The 19,676-nt window shown below is 56.7% G+C and carries 15 protein-coding genes; 10 read left to right on the forward strand and 5 right to left on the reverse strand.

Annotated elements, in window-relative coordinates:
* The first annotated feature begins 393 nt into the window (after positions 1-393).
* The 6 genes from LCM31_RS02990 (at position 394) to LCM31_RS03015 (ending at position 8,266) form a co-directional block, all read left to right on the forward strand.
* Positions 394-1,716, forward strand: a complete 1,323-nt coding sequence (locus tag LCM31_RS02990) for a L,D-transpeptidase family protein (protein WP_224867429.1) — start codon at positions 394-396, stop codon at positions 1,714-1,716.
* Between the two features lie 16 nt (positions 1,717-1,732).
* The gene (locus tag LCM31_RS02995) at positions 1,733-3,010 is read left to right on the forward strand and encodes a L,D-transpeptidase family protein (protein WP_224867431.1); all 1,278 of its coding nucleotides are present in this window, start codon (positions 1,733-1,735) and stop codon (positions 3,008-3,010) included.
* A gap of 466 nt (positions 3,011-3,476) precedes the next feature.
* Complete coding sequence (locus tag LCM31_RS03000) at positions 3,477-4,445, forward strand: alpha/beta fold hydrolase (RefSeq protein ID WP_224867433.1); 969 nt, start codon at positions 3,477-3,479, stop codon at positions 4,443-4,445.
* Positions 4,446-4,514: 69 nt separating this feature from the next.
* On the forward strand, positions 4,515-6,290 hold the full coding sequence (locus tag LCM31_RS03005) for an arylsulfatase (protein ID WP_224867435.1): 1,776 nt from the start codon (positions 4,515-4,517) through the stop codon (positions 6,288-6,290).
* Positions 6,291-6,307: 17 nt separating this feature from the next.
* On the forward strand, positions 6,308-7,318 hold the full coding sequence (locus LCM31_RS03010) for a transporter (RefSeq protein ID WP_224867437.1): 1,011 nt from the start codon (positions 6,308-6,310) through the stop codon (positions 7,316-7,318).
* A gap of 414 nt (positions 7,319-7,732) precedes the next feature.
* The gene (locus LCM31_RS03015; protein WP_224867438.1) at positions 7,733-8,266 is read left to right on the forward strand and encodes a DUF882 domain-containing protein; all 534 of its coding nucleotides are present in this window, start codon (positions 7,733-7,735) and stop codon (positions 8,264-8,266) included.
* 101 nt (positions 8,267-8,367) lie between these two features.
* Here LCM31_RS03015 and LCM31_RS03020 read toward each other — a convergent pair whose 3' ends face one another.
* Together LCM31_RS03020 and LCM31_RS03025 are read right to left on the reverse strand one after the other, a co-directional pair.
* The gene (locus LCM31_RS03020) at positions 8,368-9,567 is read right to left on the reverse strand and encodes an imelysin family protein (protein WP_224867440.1); all 1,200 of its coding nucleotides are present in this window, start codon (positions 9,565-9,567) and stop codon (positions 8,368-8,370) included.
* Positions 9,568-9,670: 103 nt separating this feature from the next.
* Positions 9,671-10,363, reverse strand: coding sequence for a histidinol-phosphatase (locus LCM31_RS03025; protein ID WP_224867442.1), 693 nt, complete (start codon positions 10,361-10,363; stop codon positions 9,671-9,673).
* 460 nt (positions 10,364-10,823) lie between these two features.
* Here LCM31_RS03025 and LCM31_RS03030 point away from each other — a divergent pair, with 460 nt between their 5' ends.
* Both LCM31_RS03030 and ptsP read left to right on the forward strand, forming a co-directional pair.
* Positions 10,824-11,327 carry an RNA pyrophosphohydrolase gene (locus LCM31_RS03030; protein ID WP_224868648.1) on the forward strand — a complete coding sequence of 168 codons (504 nt, stop codon included), beginning with the start codon at positions 10,824-10,826 and terminating at the stop codon, positions 11,325-11,327.
* 108 nt (positions 11,328-11,435) lie between these two features.
* A complete protein-coding gene (ptsP, locus tag LCM31_RS03035) occupies positions 11,436-13,715 on the forward strand; it encodes a phosphoenolpyruvate--protein phosphotransferase (protein WP_224867444.1) in 2,280 nt (759 codons plus the stop codon).
* Between the two features lie 87 nt (positions 13,716-13,802).
* Here ptsP and gcvH read toward each other — a convergent pair whose 3' ends face one another.
* Together gcvH and gcvT are read right to left on the reverse strand one after the other, a co-directional pair.
* Positions 13,803-14,192, reverse strand: a complete 390-nt coding sequence (gene gcvH, locus LCM31_RS03040) for a glycine cleavage system protein GcvH (protein ID WP_224867446.1) — start codon at positions 14,190-14,192, stop codon at positions 13,803-13,805.
* Between the two features lie 77 nt (positions 14,193-14,269).
* Positions 14,270-15,358, reverse strand: a complete 1,089-nt coding sequence (gene gcvT / locus LCM31_RS03045) for a glycine cleavage system aminomethyltransferase GcvT (protein ID WP_224867448.1) — start codon at positions 15,356-15,358, stop codon at positions 14,270-14,272.
* A 397-nt stretch (positions 15,359-15,755) separates the two neighbouring features.
* Here gcvT and LCM31_RS03050 point away from each other — a divergent pair, with 397 nt between their 5' ends.
* Together LCM31_RS03050 and LCM31_RS03055 are read left to right on the forward strand one after the other, a co-directional pair.
* Positions 15,756-17,537, forward strand: coding sequence for an SLC13 family permease (locus tag LCM31_RS03050; RefSeq protein ID WP_224867450.1), 1,782 nt, complete (start codon positions 15,756-15,758; stop codon positions 17,535-17,537).
* Between the two features lie 138 nt (positions 17,538-17,675).
* Positions 17,676-18,377 carry a 2OG-Fe(II) oxygenase gene (locus LCM31_RS03055; RefSeq protein WP_224867452.1) on the forward strand — a complete coding sequence of 234 codons (702 nt, stop codon included), beginning with the start codon at positions 17,676-17,678 and terminating at the stop codon, positions 18,375-18,377.
* Between the two features lie 70 nt (positions 18,378-18,447).
* Here LCM31_RS03055 and LCM31_RS03060 read toward each other — a convergent pair whose 3' ends face one another.
* Positions 18,448-19,671, reverse strand: coding sequence for a hemolysin family protein (locus LCM31_RS03060; RefSeq protein ID WP_224867454.1), 1,224 nt, complete (start codon positions 19,669-19,671; stop codon positions 18,448-18,450).
* Positions 19,672-19,676: the final 5 nt, after the last annotated feature.

Consider the following 19,676-nt stretch of genomic DNA (forward strand, 5'->3'; position numbering starts at 1 on the left):
CCGCATTGAGCAGCTGACCACCGGTGACGACACCACCGAGGTACGCATGAGCAAGAACGTGAAGGTGTACCTGACCTACTGGACCGCTTGGGTCGATGGCGACGGGCGTATGCACTTCCGCCCGGACATCTACGGCAAGGACGGTCTCACCGCAAACCAGTTCTGAAACTTCTCTCACTGCCCATGAAAGCGCCGGGTGAAGGATCCACCCGGCCGATTCAGGCTCCCTATATTCCTAAACCACCGGACAACCTCAATCCGCATACCCCAATCGTATTTGCCGCCATTCCGGTCACAAATTACCAATTAAGGCGCAGCGCTCGCATTTTGCGCGCTGTCTTTGATTGGCAATAGGGGCCGAGCCAGCTGCCCCGGCACAGACAGGGGTCAGCGATGGGCAACAAGTTGGGATATCCGGTCACCTTAAGTGCGGCAATGCTATTGTCGCTGTCAGTCGACACGATTGCGCTGGAACAGCCTGCACAAGCAACACCAAACCAAAAAGATCAGACGGAACAGCCAGCCCCGACGGCCCAACAAAGTGCCCGGAAAGATTCACGCGCGGAAGATTCCGCAAACTCTAACCAAAACACCTCTTACAGTCCCTACACGCCTTACGGCCGCCAGTACGCGTTGATGCGCGAAGAATTGGCACGCTACCAATCTCTCAGCAACACCGGTAGCTGGCAACCGCTGCCTGCGGGGCAACCACTGGCGCCCGGAGTGCGTGACGAGCGGGTCAAGGCACTGCGCAGCCTGCTGATGCAATACGGCGATTTGACGTTGTCGTCCGACATGGCAACGGCGACCATGCAAAACACCGCGGGAGCAATCGACAAAACAAAGCCCTCTGCTGATCTTTACGATCAACAACTGCGCGAGGGCGTTGAACGCTTCCAACGCCGGCACGGGCTGCGCGCCGATGGCGTCGTCGACAAACGCACCCGTGACGCCCTGAATACTTCCCCCAAAAAACGCCTCGAGACCCTCGAAGCCAATCTGGCGCGCTGGCAGCAAACCCCCAAAGATTTGGGGCCGCGCTATCTGCTGGTGAATATTCCCGACTACACCCTGCGCCTGATGGAAAACGAGCAAGAGCAGTACCAGATGCGCGTCGTGGTGGGCAAGACCAAGCACCAGACACCGCGGTTGAGCACCCGCATGACCCGAGTGGTATTCAACCCCACCTGGACGGTGCCGCGCAGTATCGCCCTCAAGGAACTGTTACCCAAAGGTACCGGCACTTTAACGTCCCGAGGCTACCGGCTAGTCAACAATCGCGGCAAAGCCGTCCCCTTCAGCGGTGCCAACCTACGCGCTCTGCGCCTGGGTGGTGTAGCCCTGAGACAGCGGGGTGGCGAGGGGAACGCCCTCGGACGTTTCAAATTCATCATCCCTAATCAGCAAGCCATTTTCCTGCATGACACGCAGAAGAAAGAACTCTTCGGGCGCAACCAGCGCGCCTTTAGCCACGGTTGTGTGCGCCTGCAAAAACCGCGGGAACTGGCTCAGATTGTGCTCGCGGATCAAGGCAGACCGGGCAAGTGGGATCAGGAGCGGCTGGCAAGATTCACCACCGGTAGCCGCACTCGCTCCGTAGAACTGGACCAGCCAATCCCGGTACATATTGTCTACTGGACGGCGTGGGTGGATGAGGAAGGCTTACTGAACTTTCGCCCGGACATTTACCAGCTCGACAAGAACACCGCAGAGTGACAGTGGGGGGAGTTCGATGTGCATTAACAAACGCCTGAAAAATACCAAGCCGCCCAATCTCAGCATGTGTGAGTGGCACGCGCTGGCGGTCGTGGGTTTTTGTGCCCTGCTCCCCCTCAGTGCGCTTGCGCAACAAGAAACGGCTAGCGCAAACACGATCGCGCCCGATATCGAATTACCGGGGGCACAAGCCGAGCAACAAAACACACCGCCAACAGTGGCCGCGGCAAACAGAGCCATCAATTTCGCCTCCGCCGGCAATGCGCTGCGCGAAGAAGCGGTGCGCTACCGGACCCTGGCGCAGCACTGGCAGCCTATCGATGCCGGCACACCCCTGCGCGCCGGTGACCAGGGGCCAAGAGTGGCGCAACTGCGCGCCATCTTGAAACTATATGGGGACTATCAAGGCCCACTGGGGCCGCTCGCATCCGCCAAGTCGGCCGACGATCGTTTTGATGCGGGCCTGCAACGCGCGGTGGAGTCTTATCAGCGCCGCCACGGGATCGAAGTAACCGGCACTGCCAACCGCATCACGCTGGAAGCACTGTCACGACCACCGCAAGAACTGGCGGAAATTCTCGAAATCAATGCGGAACGCTGGGACAAGCTACCCGCCAAACCGGGCAACCGTTATATCTTTGTCAATGTGCCGGACTATCAGCTGCAGCTCATCGATGACCAGCAGGTAGTACTCACCATGAAAACCGTGGTGGGCAAAAGCAGCAAACGTACCCCGGACCTGAACACCCGGGTGGTATCGGTGGTATTCAACCCCACCTGGACGGTGCCGCGCAGCATTCTGCTCACCGACCTGCTCCCGAAGGCGCGGAATTTTCCCGAAGCCATGCACAAACGCGGCTATCGCGTGATCCGCTACGGCACCAATACCACTACCCCGATCAGCGAAAAAAGTATCGAGAGTGCGGCCCGGGGTAAAGCGACCCTACGCCAGATCGCCGGCCCCGGTAACACGCTGGGGCGCGTCAAATTTGTTATCCCCAATAAGCAGGCCATTTATCTGCACGACACCCAGGCGCAAAGTCTGTTTGAGCAACGTGATCGAGCCTTCAGCCACGGCTGCATCCGGCTCCAGCAGCCGGAAGAGCTGGCCTACGCCCTGTTGGGCAGCCAGGGATGGGACAGAACCCGGGTTGCACAGGCAACCACGGGGGATGAATCGCTCACAATCAAGGTGAAAAACCCGCCGAAGCTCTTCATTACCTACCTCACCGCTTGGGTCGATCATCTGGGCCAAGTCCAATTCCGCCCGGACATTTATCACCGGGACCGCTAGCACACTCGCAAAGCACCCTGCTTCGGCGGTTTTTTGGGAGCTACTACCAGCGTCCTCGCATTACCATCCAAAAATTGCATGGACGCTACTATCAGGAAGGGTACGCGGCAAGTTTCCCGGCCAGTATTTTGGAGGCTTTAAAGTTCACATAATTAAGAACGGCACAGATCTCACTGTAGAGCTGACTACTGGACGCATTGAACTTACTCCCATCAAATCCGATAAAACCCTATAAAACAAATGACCAGTCGCATATTGCTACCCCTCCTAAACAATTTGGCGCGTTACTTTTAGGGAAATGGGGAGGCGCACTTTCGGGAAACGCTAATATAAGCACCTAGGAAGCGCCATTGTCCGCTACTAAATTATTTTTAATTGATAATGAGAGTTTCACTTCTCTCCCAGCTCATATCCACTGGCGTGACTCTCCGGGGGGACTCACGGCACCAACGGGGAGAACATTTAGATGAAAAAGTCCGAATCACTATCAACCATCAACTTTCTCGATCGAATTAACGCCAATATATTGGCACAGGTAACCCCGGAAATCCCAAGGTTGAACAAAGTTCGTAAAGAAAATGGCTACAGCGAACGTCCAACATTTTTCGCACCGCCCGCCATGCCTCTGCAGTACGAAATCGTTCATGATGTAAAAATTCGATATGCACATGTCGGCTCCAGCGACAAACCTACGCTCGTAATGCTCGCTCCGTTTCCGCAGAGCATAATTGCCTACGCGCCAATATGGTCACGTTTAGCAAAAGAATTCCATCTTTATGCATTTGATATGCCTGGGTTCGGCCATAGTGAAGGCGGGAAGGAATTCATGAGTTTCCGTGCACAGGGCAACTTCCTCAACAGCCTGATTCAACACTTCAATATCGAGAACCCACACCTTCTCGGGCCTGATGTAGGCATGCCAGCAATCCTCTATTACGCAGGCACATATGATGAAAAAATCGCTAGTATTATCGTTGGGGATGGCCCCGCCATCAGCCCGTCGTCCAATGCCAGCATTATCCATAAGATGGTGGAGTCACCCTTCTGGCGGCTGATTTTCCGTATTGCCGGAGCAGGAGCGCTCGTGGAAGCCGGACGCCGAATCTGCTACGTAAATTATTGCCCCAACGATATTGAACTTTCGGATTACAAGAAATCCTATTCAGGGAGGGTTGGCGCCGCGCTACATTGGTTTAAGAGCTATCCTGAAAGCCTGGCAACCGTCGACCCGCTCCTCGAGAGTATCGCGTCACCCACACTGCTGTTCTGGGGAGATGAGGACGCAATCCTCCTTCCTGACAATGCCGTGCGAATCCAGCAGAGAATGCCCAATGCAAAATTGCATATTTTCGAGCGCTGCGGGCATTTTTGCTACCAAGATAGAGCCGAAGAATTTACCGCGATGGTCATCGACTGGATTCGCAAACATGACTGAAAAAATTACCAAAATTAATTTATTTCTCTGCACTGAACAGTAGCGCCCGATTGAGCCCGGAGATTACAAATGAGTTTCTGCCACAGGCCGGTCTTTCGACAGATACTTGCCACCTCACTGCTCATACTCTTATTACCTTTATCCAGCTTTGCGGAGGAACAGCAACCGAATATTCTGATCATACTGTCGGACGATATGGGCTGGGCCGATACGGGAGCTTTCGGCGGCGAGATCGAGACACCTAACATAGATCAAATCGCTAGAGAGGGTGTGCGCTTCGTAAACTTCTACACCAATCCGATGTGTACTCCCACACGGGTTACGCTGATGTCAGGACTGGATCATCACATAGCCGGCGCCGGCACTATGACACTGTTCACGGCGCCTAACCAGCAGGGCAAGCGTGGCTATGAGGGGTGGCTTCTGCCCGATTACAAAACCCTCGCAAACATTATGCAGGAGGCCGGTTATAACACCTATGTTTCGGGAAAATGGGACTTGGGACGTTTTCCCGAATTAATTCCCACATCGAGAGGATTCGATAGAGACTTCGTTATGTTGGATAGCCACGGCAGTCACTACGACATGACAAATCTGTACACGGACAATCCAAAGCTCATGTTTACCGAAGATGGTAAATACTTGACCCGCCTACCAAAGGACTATTATTCCAGCAAAACTTATACGGACAAGATGATCTCCTTCATCGAAGAAGGCCGTAGTAATGGTAAACCATTTTTTGCTTATCTAGCATACCAAGCACCTCATGATCCTCACCATATAGATGAACCGTGGCGAAGCAAGTATCAGGGCAAATACGACAAAGGCTGGACTTATTTTCATCGGGCTCGTTATTCAAAACAGCAAGCGCTAGGCCTGCTACCCGAAAATTCCGAACTGGCCGAACGCTATTGGTATTTACCAGATTCTGAAGTTCTCGCCCCCATCACGCTCGCTACTCTCGGCAGGCACATGGAACTGTATGCGGCAATGATGAACAATATGGATTACCACATTGGTCGGCTCCTTGAGTACCTGAAAGAGATCGGCCAGTATGAAAATACCGTTATTATTTTCTTTGGCGATAATGGGCCGGAAGGAAACAACACTTTCGAAGCAATTACAGCTTCCGGCCTGAGTAATAATATCTTTCGTGCGAAACACTGGTCTCAAGAGCACCATATTAATGTCCTAGGCACGCCCAATTCCTACCCCGAATACGGCGCTGGTTGGGCGCAAGTCTCAGCCACCCCATTTTACGGACACAAGTCTTTTCCATCAGAAGGTGGCATTCGCAATGCACTGATTGTGAAAATGCCAGACAGCAAGCATATCGGCGGCACCATTCGAACCGATTTCATGCATGTCAGTGACATAATGCCGACATTGACGGAGCTCACAGGGCAAGAATTTCCCAATGGCGATACCTCTGGAAAGAGTTGGCTGGGGATGCTTCGAGATCCTGCGCAACATGTTCGAGACGAGGACGACTGGATAGGCTGGGAAATCATGGGCGCCATGGCCCTGCGCAAGGGAGACTGGAAAATACTAAACAACTGGCCACCCTACGGTACAGGGAACTGGCAGCTTTACGATCTCAAGTCAGACTGGGCAGAACGTCACGACCTTGCAGCCGTTCATCCTGAAATACTCAAAGAGCTGATATCGCTCTATGAAAATCAATACATGCCCAACAACAACATTATCTTACCGAACCGTGCAATCTCTGAAAGCCTATGGTGGAACAAACCCCTGAGATTCCCCCAGTTCGACAACTACCCGCCGGGCCTGTATCGACAACAGTATCATCCACCGCCTGAAATGCTCGCAGAGCCGAAAGAATAGGAGCGAGGATAAACACTATGAATCGAAGACTAATCAAAGCTGACAAACTTCCAGGCCTGTTCATCGCCGCGCTGATTTGTATGCTGGTTTCTGTCTCCGCGAATGCTGTTTCACTGCCACCTCGCTTCTACCACAAGACACTGGTAGGTACGAATTTCATCCCCATTCTCGGGATAAGTATCGATGGCAATGTAAATCCGCTGGATCCGTCTTATGCGGTCAATGCTGATGCGCAAATCGACGGCAATCTGGTAATGGCGGGTTACGCCAGAAACTTCTCCTTTTTCGGTCGGTCGGCCCAATTGGCGTACTTGCAACCCATGGGTGATCTGTCCATTCGCAGTACGGCTGGAGCCGAGCAACCCACAGACGCATCGGCGAATGGCTTTGGCGATCCGTTCTTCGAATTCAATATGAACCTTATCGGCCCCGATCCCCAGCGCACTTTGCCTGACGCTCTCCGGTATAACCCCGGCTTTTCCATGGATATCTTGATAGACCTCAGTGTCCCGATCGGTGAATACAATGAGGGAGAGGCAATAAACATGGGGATGAACCGCGTCTGGGGACGCGTTGGATTCCCCATGATCCTCCAGATTGGCGACGTTTGGGCTCCGGGCCATCGCACCTCACTAGAAGTCATTCCAGCGGTAATCCTGTATGGGGACAACGACGATTTTGGCCCTAATGGTGATTTGACCCAAAGTACTGACCCCGGCTCTAGCCTGGCCATGCATTTTACCCATGACCTCAACGATGATATTTGGATATCACTGGACTACACCTACTTGCAGCTGGGTGATTCGGAAGTGGGACCGGTAGAGAGCGACGGCCAAAGTTTTTCCAGTGTTGGCGCAACGATTAGCACACAGATCACACGAAACATGGTGGCTAGTTTCGGGTACCAATCAACGCTTGACGACAATGCGCCAGAAGACATCAAGATGAGTACATTCAGCCTGAACTTCACCTTTTTCTGGGCCCCCTTGCTCGACGGACTGCACCGAATTGGTTCTGATGGCGAATAGTTGGCTCTCTTGCGGGGATGGATTGGCCCTCCCACCCGCCCCCCCCTCTGTAAAAAGGGCACTCAAGCATAAGATCAGGGCAGCTTTCACGTACTCCCAGCCTACCCCCCTGAGGAACCCTTTATCTGGAACTTTCAGGTCACAGAAAAATAATTTTCCAACAATGACAGCGTTGTCACTAAAAAATTGGGGATCAGCAACCTGCACACAGCAAAAAAAATCCGAAGTACCTAGCGTGGTAGAAAAAAATCGCCAGTCCGTTTTCCAATCATTTCCTCATTACCGCTGATCGATTTGTAACCAAAGGTTATTTTTTGTACAGTGTGCCCATACCGAAAAGCACCGGACGCTTCTCGAAGACTAGAGGCTTATTGAAAGCACAACTCACGACGACACCAAAGGCGGTAACAGGGTATGAAAGAACTTTCCAGACGCAGGTTTTTAGCAGTTTCTGCAGCAACCGCGGCGGCGGTTTCAGCCGGCCCCGCAATGGCAAAAGTGGGCAAGTCGCGCAACCTGAAAATGCGTAATTTGCACACCGGTGAGCGCCTGAACACGGCCTTCTGGGCAAATGGCGACTACGACGGTAGCGGCCTGAAGCAGTTTAACCGACTGCTGCGCGATCACCGCGCCAATGAAGTAACACGCATGGATCCGAAACTGTTCGACATCGTGTACAAGATCAAGGAAAAACTGAACTACAACGGTGAGATCGAGATTATCTCCGGATACCGCTCTCCCAAGACCAACGCCAAGCTCCGCGCAGCTGGCCGTGGTGTGGCGCGACGCAGCTACCACACCCGAGGCATGGCACTGGATATCCGCATGCCGGGTGTCGCCCTGTCTAAAGTGCGCAAAGCGGCGCTCGACCTGAAAGCAGGTGGCGTGGGTTACTATCCGAAGAGTAACTTCGTACACGTAGACACCGGCCCGGTTCGTCGCTGGTAAGCGAGTGGCCGCGCCCAACCCCGGAATTAACCGGGAAACAAAAAACCCAGGCTTTGCCTGGGTTTTTTGCGTTTCACGTCGAGTAAATACTTCGCCAGTGTTCACTCCTCCGGCAAGGTCACACTCACCGGGGTCATGTCCTCTTCCCGTGCCGGCACCTTGGTGTCTCCAGAAATCAGCCCGAGTAGTTTTTCCACTTGCTGGCGGCTACGCTGCAATTCTGCCGGCTCCGCCAGCTCGATTGGATCTTCCATTTTCAGCAAACGCGCTTCCAGCAACCCAAAGGTCTCCGTCAGCGCCGCAGCCTGATGTTGGTCCAGCAACATGTCTGCCAGCCCGGAGCCCTCACCCGGCAGCCAAGCCACCTGCAGATTGCGCAATATGGCCAGCAGCGCCTGTTTGGAGTTTGCCGCCAAACCACTTTCCACATCGCTCTCGGAGCTTTCAGGCACCCGCGGCAAAATTTCATCCCGCAGAAGGTCAACATGGGCACGGCGAATCCACTGCAGCCGCGCTACGGGTTCACGGGCCAGATAATAGCGGGATAGGTCATTGGCGGTAACCGGCCAGCGATTGGCCAGTTGCGACATATCTTCACTGATGCCCTGCGTAATCAGTCGAGTCAATTCTCGGCGTCGATTCGAGGCCTGAGCCTTGGGCTCCTCGCCCCCGCTGGACTCGGCAAACTGATCGGCAGAGCGCTCGCCGGTGGGGCCCCAGAGCATAATTTCCAGGGCGTGAAAGCCGGTACTGGCTTCCTCGTGGGCGGTAAGTCGGTGCTGCTTGCGCAAATTGGCCAGGGTCAACTCAATGGCGGTGTCATTCACGATGCCACTAGTGGAATAGCCGGGCACGGTATCCAGATAGCCAGCCTGTACCGGCCAGCTGTTCAGCCCCATCAGCAAGTCCTGGCCTTGCTGTTGCAGCGGTGAAGGCGCAAACGCCACCTTAATAAACGGCAGCGCCGCGGAAAATTCACGGTGCGCATCCAGCCAGGCCAGCTTGGCGGACTCCAGATGATCGTCTGTGGGCGCCATCAGTAGCTGGGTGACCGCGCGATCCAGGGCCTGCGTTGCGGCTTGCGCATCAATGACCTGGGCCTGGCCAGCCTGCCAGTATTCCTCGGAGTAGGCATTGGCGGTAGCAGCATTCACCGCCTGCACCGGCGCGGCAGAAACATCCTCCTGCGCGGCGCCTGCTTCCGGCTCACGCTCACACCCGGTACTTGCCAGTAATAAGCCACCGAGTATGAACACCTGAGACAGCCGCTTTACGCCACTTGAAAGATTTTTTGCAAACATTCCCTGATAAAAACATATCCCGGGTACTGCGTTTTTTATCTGCACAAACAAACCCTAAGACCCTGTGTTTACTGTGAAATTGAACAATTCGGTGCGATGCGTTTTACCAATCCATTGCACTGGCAAAATCTTCGTAGTCACCGCGCAGGCTGATCACTTTCCAGCCGCGGGTAAGTGCCTCCTCACGCAGCCGGCTATCGGGATCCACCACAACGGGGAACTCTACCTGCTTTAGCAGGGGCAAATCGTTGATGGAGTCGCTATAAAACCACTTTTGTCCCTTGGCATATTGGGGATAAGCGTCGAGCCACTGCTGCAGACGCAACACCTTGCCCTCCTGGAAACAGGGCTGCCCCGCCACCTGGCCAGTAAACTTGCCGTCCACTTCTTCGGGCTCGGTGGCCAATAGGGTATCCACCCCCAGGCGCGCAACAATCGGCTCCACCACAAAGCGGTTGGTGGCAGTGATAATCATGATGTGATGGCCCGCTTCGCGGTGCCGCTGAATCAGGGTTTCCGCGTGCGGTAGCCAGATATCACCAATGACTTCCTGCATAAACTCGTGCTGCAGGTTCTGCAGTTGTCCGCGCGACAGCTGGGCCAATGGCTCCAGTGCAAAGGAAAGATACGCAAAGATGTCCAGGGCACCCTGCTGGTAGTCCCGGTAAAAGCGGTCGTTCTCGCTGCGGAAGCGCTCCCCGTCCACACAGTCACGTTCCACCAGGAACTCGCCCCAGGCGTGGTCGCTATCGCCACCAATCAATGTGTTGTCGAGGTCAAAAATCGCCAACTGCACAAAATTCTCCTTTATTGACTATAGGGCACTGCTGGCGCCCACGGCGCCCTGACGCAATATTTGCGCGCCAATTCAATCGCAACCAGGGCCAAACAGCGGTACCCACACCGTTAGTGGCTTTCCCTGTCCGAGGGCGGGAGAGTTTACCCTGCCGACTGCTGGGATACATCGACTGCCATCACTGAATTGCCGTAATTCGACCGCTGTGGAACAATGCAGAACATTATGGTGCGCTGGGTGTGTTACGCCCGGACGGTTGGTCGAGATGAGTTCGGCAACCGATTACTGCACCGCAAAGATTGAGGACGGTATTTTGGGCGACGGCAAGCACACACCCGCCGGGCGAAAAAACCGCCGCAAACCCACCAGATCTTCCGCGCGCAACGACCGCGCTGGCGGCAACAAGACCCAGCGCAAACCGGCGGCAGATACTGGTGCGACTTCGGACAACAGCAGCAATATCGACAGCGAGGGCTTCCGCCCGAATGTTGGCATCATTGTTCTGAATGCGCGCGGCCAGGCTCTCTGGGCACGCAGGGTAGGCGGCAAGGACGCGTGGCAATTTCCGCAGGGCGGCATCAATCCGGGCGAATCCCCGGAGCAGGCACTGTATCGGGAACTTTACGAGGAGATTGGCCTGACCCGTAGCCAGGTCACCATGCTGGGCTGTACCCGCGGCTGGCTGCGCTACCGCCTGCCGCAACGCTTGGTGCGGCGCCGCTCGGAACCCCTGTGTATCGGCCAAAAGCAAAAATGGTTCCTGCTGCAGCTCAATGCAGAGGAAAGCAACATCAGCTTCAACAACGGTTACAAACCGGAGTTCGATCATTGGCGGTGGGTGAGTTACTGGCACCCATTGACCAAAGTGGTGACCTTCAAACGCGAGGTTTACCGGCGCGCTCTTACGGAGCTGGCGCCTACGCAAATACAATTGGAAAGACGCTGGCTGAAGCGCGACCAGTAACCCTGCGGCTGCGGGGCCCCAAGGACAAGCGGGCACCGCGCCATAAACGCGCAAGCCAGCGACGGAGACAGTCCAGACTGACTCCACAATACGGCGAGGAAAGCCATTTTGCTCGGATCATTACGCAGTATCGTTCAGCAAGTTAATACCGCCCGGGACTTGCCCTCGGCGCTGGACATTATCGTCCGCCGCGTGCGCGACGTTATGCAAACGCGCGTGTGCTCGGTGTACCTGCGCGATAAACACTCTGGTAACTACGTACTGATGGCCACCGAGGGCCTGAATCAAGACGCGGTCGGCAAGGTGCACATGGCGCCCGGTGAGGGCCTGGTGGGCAACGTGGCCACCCGCGAGGAGCCGATTAATCTGGAACACGCAGAAGCACACCCGGCGTTCCAGTACTTCCCCGCGACCGGCGAGGAACGATTCTCCGCCTTCCTTGGCACCCCCATCATTCACCACCGCTCTGTTCTCGGTGTGCTCGTGGTGCAGCAGGCCGAGCGCCGCCGCTTTGACGAAGGCGAAGAAGCCTTTCTTGTCACCCTGTCCGCACAGCTCGCCGGCGTTATCGCCCACGCGGAAGCCACTGGCGCCCTCGCCACCATGGGCCAGCAGCGCAATGAAGCGAAATTCAGCGGCCTTGCCGCCTCCCCGGGTATTGCCATTGGCCGTGCCCATATCGTCGCACCGCCGGCCAACCTGGCCACCGTACCCTTCGCCTGTGCCATGGATGTGGATGCGGAGCTGGCCCTGTTCCAGCAGGCATTATCTGCCGCCCGCAGCGAAATCCGCGAGGTTGGGGAGCGCCTAAAGGGCGAGCTCAACAAGGAAGAGCGGGCCCTGTTCGATGCCTACATCAGTATGCTCGACGACAGCTCCATCGCGGTGGAGGTGTGCGAGCGCATTCGCCAGAAGCTGACCGCCAGCCGCGCCTGGGCGGAAGTGATGCTGGAGCATGTACGCCGCTTTGAGGCCATGTCCGACTCGTATTTCCGCGACCGTGCCGCCGACGTGCGCGATCTGGGCGCGCGGGTATTGATGCACTTGCGCCAACAGGAACAGAGTCAGCGCGACTACCCGAACAACACCATTCTGATCGGCGAGGAACTGACCGCCTCGGTACTGGCAGACGTACCGCGTGAAAAGCTCGCCGGACTGGTGTCGGTAAAAGGCTCCGGCAACAGTCATGTAGCCATTCTCGCCCGGGCCATGGGAGTCCCCGCGGTCATGGGGGCTCAGGATCTGCCCTGGGAACAAGTCGACGGCGTGGATATGATCGTCGACGGCTATCGTGGCAACCTGCACCTGCAACCGGGCTCCGAACTGCGCCGCCATTACGAGGCCATTGTCGCCGAAGAGCGCGAGCTCGCGCGCAACCTGGACCACCTGGCGCAACTACCGGGGGAAACCGCTGACGGACACCGTATACGCCTGTGGGTAAATACCGGCTTGATGGCCGATGTAGTGCGCTCGCTAGAGCGTGGCGCTGAGGGTGTCGGCCTGTACCGTACCGAGGTGCCATTCCTATTGCGGGATCGCTTCCCATCGGAAGAAGAACAGCGAGAGATTTATCGGGAGCAGCTGGAGGCTTTTGCCCCGCGCCCGGTGACCATGCGCACGCTGGATATCGGCGGCGACAAGGCCCTCACCTATTTCCCCATTGAGGAAACCAACCCCTTCCTTGGCTGGCGCGGTATTCGCGTAACACTGGACCACCCGGAAATTTTCCTCGGCCAGGTACGCGCCATGATGAAGGCAAGCCTCGGACTGGATAACCTGCGCATCATGTTGCCCATGGTGACCGGGGTCAGCGAAGTGGAAGCGGCACGCAAACTGGTGGATCGCGCCTACGATGAGTTGCTGGACGAGGGCTATGCCATCAAGCGGCCTCCGCTGGGAATCATGATTGAAGTCCCCTCCGCGGTCTATCAGGCCCGCGAACTGTCCAAACGGGTCGACTTTATGTCCGTCGGCAGCAACGACCTGACCCAGTACCTGCTGGCGGTGGATCGCAACAACAGCCGGGTAGCGAGTATCTATCACAGCCTGCACCCGGCGGTACTCCAGGCACTGCTGCAGGTGGTTACCGCCTGCCACGAGACGAGCACCAAGGTGGGCATTTGTGGTGAGCTGGCGGGGTCGCCCGGTGGTGCGCTGCTGTTGGTCGCCATGGGCTACGATGTGCTATCGATGAATGCAACCAACTTGCCGCGGGTCAAGGCTGCCCTGCGCGAGGTCAACAAGTCGGATCTGGACCGCTTGCTGCAGCAGGTACTGAAAATGGAGAGTCCGGAGCAGATCGAAGAAAAGCTGCAGGGTTATCTGCAGGATCTTGGTATTGGCGGACTGATGCAGCCGCAGCAGACGGAAACCAGCTCCGACTCCTGACCGGCTCTGGCTCCTAAATGGCCTAGTGAATTGAACAAACAAAAACGCCGGGCGATGCCCGGCGTTTTTACCTCAGCAAAAAGGCTATTAACCCTCTTCGCTCTCTGCCTTGTACGCGTCCGCGTCCAGCAGCTTGTCCAGCTCGCCTTCGTCGCTGGGCTTCACTTTAAAGAACCAACCATCGTCGTACGGGCTGGAATTTACCGTCTCCGGCTCATCTTCCAGTGCTTCGTTGATCGCCACAACTTCACCAGAAATCGGGGCGTAAATATCACTGGCCGCTTTCACAGACTCAACCACGCCCGCCTCTTCGCCGGCAGACAGGGTCTGGCCAACTTCCGGGGTTTCTACGTAGACCACATCACCCAGCGCATCCTGGGCGTGATCGCTAATACCGACGGTTACCGTGCCGTCCTCTTCCAACCGCGCCCACTCGTGGCTGGAGGCGTACTTCAGTTCGTTGCGAATCTCGCTCATGGGTTCTTCCCTCAAATAAGCTCAAAAAAATCGATAAACAGTGTATTCATCAAATATTGCAGCGGCGCCCGACACGCTTATACCAGCGGTTTGCCGTTGCGCACAAAACTCGGCTTCACCACCCGCACCGGCACCAGCTTATTGCGGATTTCTACCTGCGCGGTGTCACCAACACTCACCGGTACGCGGGCCATGGCGATTGAGAAGCCCAGAGTGGGTGAGAAGGTTCCGCTGGTGATGATACCGCGGCGATTCGAATCGTCCACCACAACCTTCTGTCCAGCGCGCAAAACTCCGCGCCCGTCCAACACCAGGCCAACCAGTTTGTTTTCCACGCCCGCGGCTTTTTCCTGCACCAGCGCTTCACGGCCGATAAACTGGCGGTCTTCCGGCTCCCACACAATGGTCCATGCCATGTTGGCCTGCAGCGGCGAGGTGTCGTCATCCATCTCGTTCCCATACAGGTTCATACCCGCCTCGAGACGCAGGGTATCCCGGGCACCGAGACCGCAGGGCGCGACGCCCGCGTCCGCCAGCGCCTGCCAGAAGCCTGGCGCATCTTCGTTGTTGAGCATGATCTCAAGGCCATCCTCGCCGGTATAGCCGGTGCGGGCAATAAACCAATCGCCGCGGGCAAAACTGTTAAATACCTTGAGGGCGGAGATGGCTGCAGTCCAGTCAATCCCCATCACCTCGTTGACCTTCTCAATTGCCTGCGGGCCCTGGATGGCCACCATCGCCAGGTGCGGGCGCTCTGTCAGAGTGACATCAAATGCCTTGGCTTGCGCGTTCATCCACGCCAGGTCTTTTTCCCGGGTGGCGCAATTAACCACTACGCGATAACCGGGGTCACGCAGGTAGACAATCAGATCGTCCACCACACCACCCGCGGGGTTGAGCATGCCGGTATAGAGCGCCTTGCCCGGGTTTCCGTCCAGCTTGGCCACATCGTTGGCGAGCAAGGTACGCAGATAGTCGCGGGCACCGGCGCCATCAACATCAACGACGGTCATATGGGAGACATCGAACATGCCCGCGCCCTGACGCACCTTGTGGTGCTCTTCCAGCTGCGAGCCGTAGTGCAACGGCATATCCCAGCCACCAAAGTCCACCATTTTGCCGCCCATGGCGACGTGGGCATCGTAGAGCGCGGTTTTATTTCCCATTCTGAGCAGAATCCCCAATCGAGTGTTTGCCTTGCGAATGATTGCCTGCTGGCCCCGGCCAAACCCGGTGGCGGCGCCACTTCCCGGAAGGGCTGGCGCGGGCAATCCATAAAGCGGCGTATTCTACCGGCGGCAGAGCGGCAGATACCAGATGCCAATACTCTGCAAAGACTAGCAGCCGCAGTGAAAAATATTATTGGCCAAGCCCAGTGGAGGGTATTGCCAAGAGGTTGAGTGCGTTAAAGCCTGCGCCCGCCTGTGAAAACTCCGGCAGCCAGGGTGCGAGCGCCACCCCAATCGACCGCACGCTATATAAATATGCGAAAAAAGAACTTTTGGTACTAACTCGTTTGCAGTAGTTTTACCCGTCATCTGATTAGAACAACACGTCTCCGCTATGGATTGGTCTGGCTGGTTTTCCCTTTTTCTTGTGTTTGCCGTATTGGCCACCCTCATCTTTACCCGCGTGCACGCGTATCTGGTGATGATGGCAGCGCTCACCCTGTTGAGTGCCAGCGGTATTCTCACCCCCATCGAGGCCCTGTCCGGATTCAGTAACAGCGGCCTGATTACCGTAGCGGCCATGTTCGTCGTCGCCACCGGCATCCACGCCTCCGGTGGTATCGATATGCTGGTGAAACACGTGCTTGGACGCCCCAAAGGCACGCGCTCTGCCATGCTGCGCGTATTTGCTCCGGTGGTGGCGCTTTCCGGCTATTTGAACAATACCCCGGTGGTTGCCACCATGATCCCGGCCCTGAATGCCTGGGCCAAGCGCATTGATATTGCGCCATCCAAGCTGATGATCCCGCTCAGTTACGGCGCTATCCTCGGCGGCACTCTCACCCTGATCGGCACCAGCACCAATTTGGTGGTTAACGGCCAGTACCAGGCAATCACCGGCAACGAGGGCTTCTCACTGTTTTCCATCGCCGCAGTGGGGCTGCCGGCGGCGCTGGTTGGCGTGGCCTTTATGCTGATCTTTTTTCCCCGCTGGCTGCCGGATCGCCGCGAACAAACCCCTTTCGGCAACTTGCGCGAATTCACCTTGGAAGTTGCCATCGATCGCAACGGACCGCTGGTCGGCCAGACGGTGGAAGACGCGGGGCTGCGTGGATTGCGCCGGGTCTATCTGGTGGAGATTGAACGGGACAACCATGTGATTACCCCGGTGCGCTCGGAGGAGAAACTCCGCGGCGGGGATCGCCTGGTATTTGCCGGTGATACCGAGGCCATCTCCGACCTGCTGCGTATGCGCGGCATCGTTCCCTCCGATCACGATCACGAAGAAGCCGTATTGGAGACCGGTTTCGAAGAGCGCCGATTGGTGGAAGTAGTGGTCTCACCCCACTGTGAAGTGGTCGGCACCAGTATCCGCGACGCCCAGTTCCGCAAGCGCTACGGCGCTGCCGTGCTGGCGGTGGCCAGACAGGGAGAGCGCGTGTCCGGCAACCTGGGTAGCACCAAGTTGATGGCCGGTGACACGCTGTTGTTGGAAGCCCGCCCGGGCTTTGTCTTGCGCCAGCGCTACAGCAAAGACTTCCTGCTGATCAACGATCTGGAGGCGGAAAGCCCCCGACATGAGAAAGGCCTCACTGCCTGGCTAATCCTGATCGCCATCGTGCTGGCGGCCGGCTCAGGCCTGATCAGCATGCTGAACGCCTCCCTGCTTGGCGCCGGTGCCATGCTGATTACCCGCTGCTGTTCGGTAAACCAGGCACAGAAAAGTCTGGATTTACCGGTACTGATTACCATTGCCGCTTCCTTCGCCCTGGGCGTCGCACTGCAGAAAACTGGCGTCGCGGCGGTATTGGCGGAAGGGGTGATATCGCTCTCTTACGGACACCCCTGGCTGATGCTGATTCTGGTGTACCTGTGCGTATCCCTGCTTACGGAAATGGTGACCAATAATGCGGCGGCCATCATCATGGTGCCGATCGTGCTGCAGATTACCGCCAGCGCTGGTCTGAATCCTGAACCATTTATGTTTGCAGTGATGATGGCGGCCTCTGCGAGTTTCGCCACGCCACTGGGCTACCAGACCAACCTGATGGTATACGGCCCGGGCGGTTACCGCTTCTCCGACTACCTGAAAGTGGGTATCCCCATGAACCTGCTGGTGGGTACCGTCACCATCCTCATTCTGCTGACCAACTGGAATTTGGTTTTGGGCCAGTAACGGACCTATCGATTCCTACATATAAATAATTCTGGCGCGGCGGCGCAGGCGGGGTTATAAAGTCGCCCCTGTTCAACCCGCTGCGCCCGGCGCCACACCGCCTTCTCCTCCCGCGCAGCCCCTGCGGAAGCCCCCTATTTGAACTCTGCCTTTTCCACTGCGGAAGTACTTCCGCAGGCTTATGTCGAGCGCGACTGGCGCCGCAGCCCCGATGATGACGATCCGCTGGATCGCATTGCCAGCGCGCTGCGTGAGACCGGTTATATTGTGTTGCCGGCACCGTTGCCGCCTTCGCTACTCGGATCCATGCTGCGGCATTTCCGCTCTATCGATCGGGAGCGTTTCCAGGCGGCGGGTATTGGCCGCGAGCAGGAGCACCAGCTGAACCAGTTTGTGCGCACAGATGAGATTTTCTGGCTGGATAAGTCGAATCCGGCGGTGGCGGCGTATCTGAGCTGGGCGGAGACATTGCGGCTGGGATTGAACCGGCGCCTGTTTCTGGGCTTGTTCGATTACGAGTGCCACTACGCGCGCTACGACCGCGGCAGTTTTTACAAGAAGCACATGGATGCGTTCAAGGGCAGTACCAACCGGGTGGTGAGCACGGTGCTGTACCTGACGCCGAACTGGCAGCCGCAGGATGGCGGTGAGTTACAGATCTACGCGCCGAACTCCGATGAGGTGATCGAGAAGGTGGCACCGCGGTTCGGGCAGATGGTGATTTTCCTTTCGGAGGAATTCCCCCACGAAGTGCTCACCAGCCACCGCCCCCGCTACAGTGTTACCGGCTGGTTCCGGGTGAACAACAGTCTTGGGGAGACTATTGATCCGGCTCGCTGACCTCTGAGGCACAGCCCACTGAAGTGGCGTACCTGCTGCCGAATTGTTCAAGGGGCTTGCGACAAACCGATCAGAGTTTTCGCTTTTCTGATGAGTCACCGGCGTCCTTCTTCGGTGCCGATTCCTGTCCATCGGACTCGCTTCCGCTGCTGCCGCCCCCCTGAAGCTTGTCGACTTCAGATTGCACCGCCTTTTCCAGCTTTTCCTGGGGCCGCTCCCCTTCCTGCTCTCGCTGGGCCGCATCATCTACCCGCAGGCCGTGGCGCTTGGCGCGGATGCGCCACAGGCGTTTCGCCACCTCCTGGCGATCCGGAGTTTTGTCTGCCTCATCGACAATCTCTTCACCCAGTAAGGTCTCGAGAATATCTTCCAAAGCGACCAGTCCCTCGAGGCTGCCGTACTCATCCACCACCGCGCTAATCTGCACCCGCCGTGACAGCATCTTGTGGAAAACCTGATAGATGGCCGCAGTTTCCGGCACCATCAACAAATCCCGGCGCAGGCTGCGTAACGGGGTTTCGCCTTCATCGCGCGCATAGGCCAGCAGCAGGTCCTGCTTGAGTACAAAGCCCACCACAAAATCGGCATCGTCCTGTTCATACACGGGGATACGGGAGAAGCGGCTCTTCTCTACCTGCTCGTAAGCTTCCGCCACCGTCATGTCCTGGGAAAGGGAAAACACCACGGTACGCGGCGTCATGACCTCACGCACGGTGTGATCACGCAGGGTAAAAAACAGGTTGTGCAAGATGCTGGACTCTTGTCGCTCCAGCTGCCCTTCCGCCTCACCAATTTCCGCCATTACCGCAAACTCTTCGCGGCTGAAACCAGTTAGCGTGGTGCCATGTGCCAACCCTTTAGTAAGCCATTCGGAGAGCCACACAAACGGCTTCAGCAGAATCACCAGATAGCGCAGTACGTAAGCCGTGGTGGGCGCAAGCTGACGCCAATACACAGCACCAAGGGTTTTCGGGATGATTTCAGAAAACACCAGAATCAACAGGGTGAGGATCGCCGAAGCAATACCAAGATACTGGTTGCCGAAAACTGCAGCCGCCTGGGCACCGGCGCCCGCCGCACCCACCGTGTGCGCAACGGTATTCAAGGTAAGAATCGCCGCGAGGGGCGCGTTGATATCGTCTTTCAGCTGCCCCAGCAATTTGCCGGAGCGGTGCCCCTCTCGCTCCAGCAGGCGGATGTAAGGGCGGGTCACACTGAGAATCACCGACTCCGCAATAGAGCACAGAAAAGAGAATCCCAGCGCGACGAGCACATAAACTAACAGTAATAACATAAGCG

The sequence above is a fragment of the Microbulbifer agarilyticus genome (genome assembly GCF_020171345.1).
Classification (GTDB): domain Bacteria; phylum Pseudomonadota; class Gammaproteobacteria; order Pseudomonadales; family Cellvibrionaceae; genus Microbulbifer; species Microbulbifer agarilyticus_D.